The organism is Longimicrobium sp. (assembly GCA_036389795.1).
Taxonomy (GTDB): Bacteria; Gemmatimonadota; Gemmatimonadetes; order Longimicrobiales; family Longimicrobiaceae; genus Longimicrobium.
On sequence record DASVWD010000042.1, the window covers coordinates 1 to 5,396 of the forward strand.

General features: G+C 76.9%; 3 protein-coding genes. All 3 read right to left on the minus strand.

All coding sequences use genetic code 11. The features are described from left to right. Positions 1-291 precede the first annotated feature (291 nt). From VF746_05015 to VF746_05025, 3 genes are read right to left on the minus strand one after another with little or no spacing between them, the layout of a single operon-like run. Positions 292-2,073, minus strand: coding sequence for a hypothetical protein (locus tag VF746_05015; protein HEX8691759.1), 1,782 nt, complete (start codon positions 2,071-2,073; stop codon positions 292-294). Positions 2,074-2,133: 60 nt separating this feature from the next. After that, a complete protein-coding gene (locus VF746_05020; GenBank protein HEX8691760.1) occupies positions 2,134-4,815 on the minus strand; it encodes an ABC transporter permease in 2,682 nt (893 codons plus the stop codon). A 1-nt stretch (position 4,816) separates the two neighbouring features. Further along, entirely contained in the window at positions 4,817-5,152 is a 336-nt protein-coding gene (locus VF746_05025; protein ID HEX8691761.1) for a PadR family transcriptional regulator, read from the minus strand. Between the last annotated feature and the right edge of the window lie 244 nt (positions 5,153-5,396).

Consider the following 5,396-nt stretch of genomic DNA (forward strand, 5'->3'; position numbering starts at 1 on the left):
GTGTCCCTCCGCTGCGCTCCGGGCCGGGCTGCGCGCGCCGTAGGCCTGCAAACAACGCAGGCCAACGGCGCCGGGCCACCGCCGCCACGAAACCCCTGTGGCGGCGGCGTCCCGGCCCTGTCGGGCGCGCATCCCTCACGCGAACGGCCAGGAGGACAGGGAACAGCACGCCGCGCCGGACCTCCGTAAAGTACCCTCTCCCGAAGTTGGGGCCCGAAGTTGGGAGAGGGTGGACGCCCTGAGGCGGCCGGGTGAGGGGCCCTTCCGGCGGCATCAGCCGCCTTCGCAACCTCAGCCGATCGGCAGGCTGAGCGCCGCCTCCAGCACCGGGTCGCGCTTGGCGGCGAAGTCGGCGAACGAGGGCTCGACGTACACCTGCGGCGCGATCCACGTCCGGCGGTCCGTCGGCCACGAGCTCTGCCAGAAGAGGTCGGAGATCCCGACCGGGAGCCGGCTGTACGGCAGCCAGATGAAGTTGTCCTCCCCGATGAAGTTGGGGTCCGACGAGGTGGGCTCGCCGACGAACACCGCCGGGGTGAAGCGCTCCAGGTAGGTGGCGAAGTTCATTGCCGCCGAGTAGGTGTAGCGGTCCGCCAGCACCACCACGCCGCCGAGCCGGTTCACCCGCGGCGCGCCCATGATCGCCGCCAGCAGCGGCGTGACGAGCAGCGTGTTTCCCCCATTGTTCCAGCGCAGGTCCACCACCAGCCGCTCCACCGCGTTCTCGTTCAGGAAGCGGCCCAGCCGGGTGGCGAAGGCGGCGATCGTCTCGGCGGAGTCGTCGCGCACCAGGTTGAACTGGAAGTAGACCGTGCGCTCGGCGGGGAGGTGCTCGAACCAGTAGGCGCGCCACCGGTCCTTGAAGTAGAGCGGCACGGGCCCCGGCGCGCGGTCGAACGCCTGCGCCCATCCCGGCCTCCCCATCGTCCGCTCCGACGGCGACAGATCCACCGGCTCGACCGCGAGCTCCACCGTCCTCACCTCCCCGCCGGGAGTGCGCAGCGTGAGCCGCACGCGCTCCGCATCGGGCGCGAGCCCCACCGCGTGCAGGAGCTGCGGGTAGCGCAGCAGCCAGGGAACCTTGCGCAGCCATCCCCGCTCGTTGTCCTCCCCCCCAAAGGCGCGCAGCGAGTCCAGCACCGCCGCCGCCGGCCGCCCGGCGACCTCCGTCACCCGCGCCCCCGCCAGCGCCGCGTGCGCCGGAGCGGTGGCGACCACGTAGAGACCGTCGGGGAAGATGCGGAAGATCAGCGGCAGCGAGCGGTTCCCCCATCCCGGCACGGCCTGCGGGGGGATCCCCGTGTGCCCGTCGCCGATCAGGCCCAGCAGCGCCATCACCCGCGCGTACATTTGCGCGTCCGTGAGCCGGGGGACGTCGGCCTTCAGCCGCGCCACCTCGCGCAGGAACGCCTCGCGCGGCGTCTTCCGCCAGGGATCGGGGTTCATGCGCTCCACCTCTTCGGCCAGCAGGTCCAGGTCGTGCGCCCACCCCTGCGCGCGGTCGGTGGGGACGTCCGCGTAGCGGGTCAGCCGCCGGAAGCGCGCGTCGCCGCGCAGGGGGGCCAGCAGCGTGTCGCGCCAGAGCTGCTCGCGGCTGCGCCAGCCCAGGGCGAGCGCGCGCTCCAGCCAGCCGAGCGCCGCGTCCCGGTCGCCCTGCGCCGCGTGGGCGCGCGCCAGGTTGAGCGCCGCGTTCTGGGGTCGGATCGCCCCCAGCGCCACCGCGCGCTCGAAGGGCGCGATCGACGCGCGCAGGTCGCCCGCGTTGAAGTGCGCCCGGCCCAGTTCGTACCAGGCGCCGCCCGCGTGCGGGTTGGCCTCGGCCACCCGCGCCCAGGCGGCGGCGGCCCGCGGCCACTCCCCCGCGTTCGTGTGCGCCTGGGCCTCGCGCCACGCCGCCATCGGGTCCGCCGCCGCGGTGGAAACCCGCGTCCCGGCGGAAGTCTGCGCCGCGGACCCGTCCGGGCCCGCGCACGCGGCGGCCAGGGCCAGCACCAGGAGGCGGGCGGCCCGGAGGCACGCGCGCGGCGTCCGGGACGCCGGGGCCGGGGTCGGGAGGAAGTCGAAGACGGTCACGGACACCTCCGCTGTGGAAAGGAAGCGGCTCGCCCGCGGGCAGCGGACGAGCCCGGCAGGTCAGTCGGAGCGCAGGGTGACGGCGGGGTCCACGCGGGTGGCCCGGCGCGCGGGGAGGTAGCTGGCCAGCACGGCCACGCCCAGCAGGAGCGCGGCGACGGCGGCGTAGGTCGGCGCGTCGACCGGCGCCACGTGGTAGAGGAGCGGGCGCAGCGGGCCGGTGAGCGCGGGCGCCGCCAGCCCCCCGGCGCCGATCCCCACGAGCGCCAGCGCCGCGCCCTGGCGCACCACCAGCGCGCGCACCCGCGCGGGATGGGCCCCGAGCGCCAGCCGCACCCCGAACTCGTGCGTGCGCTGGGCGACGGAGAGGGCCAGCACGCCGTAGACGCCGAACGCGGCCAGCGCCACGCCCAGCGCGGCGAAGGCGGCGAAGAGCAGGGTGGTGAAGCGGACCGCGGCGGTGGAGGCGGCCACCACCTCCTCCATCGTCCGCACCTGGAAGAGCGGGAGGTCGGGACCCAGCCCGCCGACCGCCGCGCGCGCCTCGTCCGCCAGCGCGCCCGGAGCGGAGGGCGAGCGGGCGACCAGCGTCATGGTGGCGTCGAGCCACACCCACGCCCCGGCCGGGGCCTGGGCGTGCGGGACGTACAGCTCCGGCGCGGGCTCCGCCGCCAGGCCGAAGTGGCGCACGTCGCCCACCACGCCCACCACCTCGCGCCAGGCCGGGCGGTCCGGCTTCGCGCAGCAGGAGACGCGCTTCCCCAGCGGGTCCTCGCCCGGCCAGAGCTTCTTCGCCAGCGCGCGGTTTACCAAGACGACCGGCGGCGAGCCCGGTCCGTCCCCCGCGGCCGGCGCGCGGCCCCGCAGCAGGGGGATGCGCATGGCCGTGAAGTAGCCGGGGGTCACCAGCCGCAGGTGCGCGGACGGCGGCGTCCCCGCGGGCATGGGGCGGCCCTCCACCCGCAGCCCCACGTCCGTGCTGGCGCCGCCCAGGGGGAGGTCGCTCACCGCGCCCGCCGCCTCCACGCCGGGAAGGGCGCGCACCCGCTCCACCGCCGCCGAGAAGGTGGCCGCCGCCCGCTCCGGCGCGCGGCGGGCGTCGCGCGGCAGGGTGAGGCTCATGGCCAGCACGCCGCGCGGCTCGAACCCCGGCTCCACCCGCGCCAGGGCGATCCCGCTGCGCGCCAGCAGCCCGGTGGCCGCCAGGAGGACGAGCGCGGCCGCCACCTGCGCCGCCGCGAGCGCCCGGCCCGTCCCCGCCGCCGTCCGCCGCCCGCGGCCCGAGCCGGCGGAGCGGAGCGCGCCCTCCACGTCGAGCCGCGCCGCGGCCGCGGCGGGGATCAGCCCGCAGAGCGCGCCCGCTGCCAGCGTCAGCCCGGCCGCGTACGCCAGCACCCGCGCGTCCAGCCCCGCCCGCTCCAGGAAGGGGAGGCCGTCCGGAGCCAGCCGCACCAGCAGCCGCACCCCGGCCCACGCCACCGCGAGCGCGGCGGCGCCCCCCGCCGCGGCCAGCAGCATCCCCTCGGCCAGGAGCTGGCGCACCATCCGCCCTGTCCCGGCTCCCAGCGCCGCGCGGACGGCGATCTCGTGCCGGCGCGCCGCCGAGCGCGCCAGCAGCAGCCCGGCCACGTTGGCGCACACCAGCAGCAGCACGGCCGCCGCCGCGCCCCACAGCACCAGCAGCTTCGGGCGGACGTCGCGCACCAGCTCCTCGCCCAGCGCCCCGGCGCGCACCCCGCGCTCCGCCAGGTCCGCCGGGTGCCGGGCGGCGGCCGCGCGCGCGACGGCCGCCAGTTCGGCGCGCGCCCACTCCGGGCTCGCCCCCTCGCGCAGGCGCCCGACCACGGTGAGCGAGTGCCCGTCGTACTCCCCCAGGAACGCGGCGTCCACCGTGAGCGGCACCCACAGCTGCGCGGGCGTGGCCGGGCCGAGCGACGCCTCCGCGGGAGCCACCCCCACCACCGTGTGCGGCTCGCCGTTCAGCCGCACGGCCGAGCCCACCACGCGCGGGTCGCCGCCGAAGCGGCGCCGCCAGAGCGCCTCGCCCAGGACGGCGACGCGCCCCCGGCCGGGCCGCTCCTCGTCGGGGAGGAAGTAGCGGCCGGCGAGCGGGGGCAGCCCCGGCACGCGGAAGTACTCCGCCGAGACGCGCGCCCCGGGCACCCGCTCGGCCCCGGCGCCCCCGGCCAGGTTGAAGCCGGCGCCGTCGTACGCCGCCAGCGCCGCGAAGGAGCGCGTCCCGCGCCGGAGGTCGGCGAAGAGCCCCGGCGCCACCTTGCCGTCGCTCCCCCGCCAGGTTTCGTGCACCCGCACCAGCCGCTCCGGCGCGGGGTACGGCGGCGGCCGCAGCACCACCGCGTGCACCACGCCGAAGACCGCCGCGTTCGCCCCGATCCCCGCCGCCAGGCTCAGCACCGCCGTGGCCGTGAACGCCGGCGAGCGGAGGAACTGCCGCGCCGCGTAGCGGAGGTCCTGCGCCAGGTCGTCCAGCCACCGCCGCCGCCGCTCGAGCTTCTCCACCCGGCGGCCGATGGCCAGGCACGCCCGGCGCACCCGCTCCAGGTCGCCGAAGCGGGACAGCGCCCGGCCGCGCGCCTGCTCCGGGGGGGCGCCGGCGGCCGCGTACTCCGCCGCGCGCATCTCCAGGTGGAAGCGCAGCTCCTCGTCCACCTCGGCGTCCACGTCGCGCCCGGTGACGAGCAGGTGCCTGCGCCCCGCGCGGTACGGGCGGTCGGCGGGCATCTCAGGCGCTCCGCGGCTCGGCCCGGAGCACCTTGGCCACCGCCGCGGCGAAGGCGTCCCACGACGCGGTGCGCTCGGCGAGCTGCGCGCGCCCGGCCGGCGTGAGGCGGTAGTACTTCGCCCGCCGCCCGTTGTCGGAGACGCCCCACTCCGCCTCGATCCACCCGCGCCGCTCCATCCGGTGCAGCGCCGGGTAGAGCGAGCCCTCCTCCACGCGCAGCTCGTCGTCGGTGGCGTCCTGGATCCACTGCGCCACCGCGTAGCCGTGCATCGGGCCCCAGCTCAGCGTCTTCAGGATCAGCACGTCCAGCGTGCCCTGCAGCAGGTCGGCCGCCATGCTCCGTTCTCCTTTCCCCTAGAATCTCTAGGCAAGCTAAATTTTTATCCCCTAGAATGTCAAGGGGAATGAAGACGGGCGACCTGCTGCCCGATCCGGTATCACCCTCGGTTATTCACGAAGCTCGGGACATTCGCCGTGCGGCTTTGCGGTCGCTGTCGGAGAGGGCCGTCGGGCGAGAGGTGTGTCTCAGGAGCACGACGCCCCTTTCCCCACGGGTGACCGGGAGGAGGCTCGGCGTCTC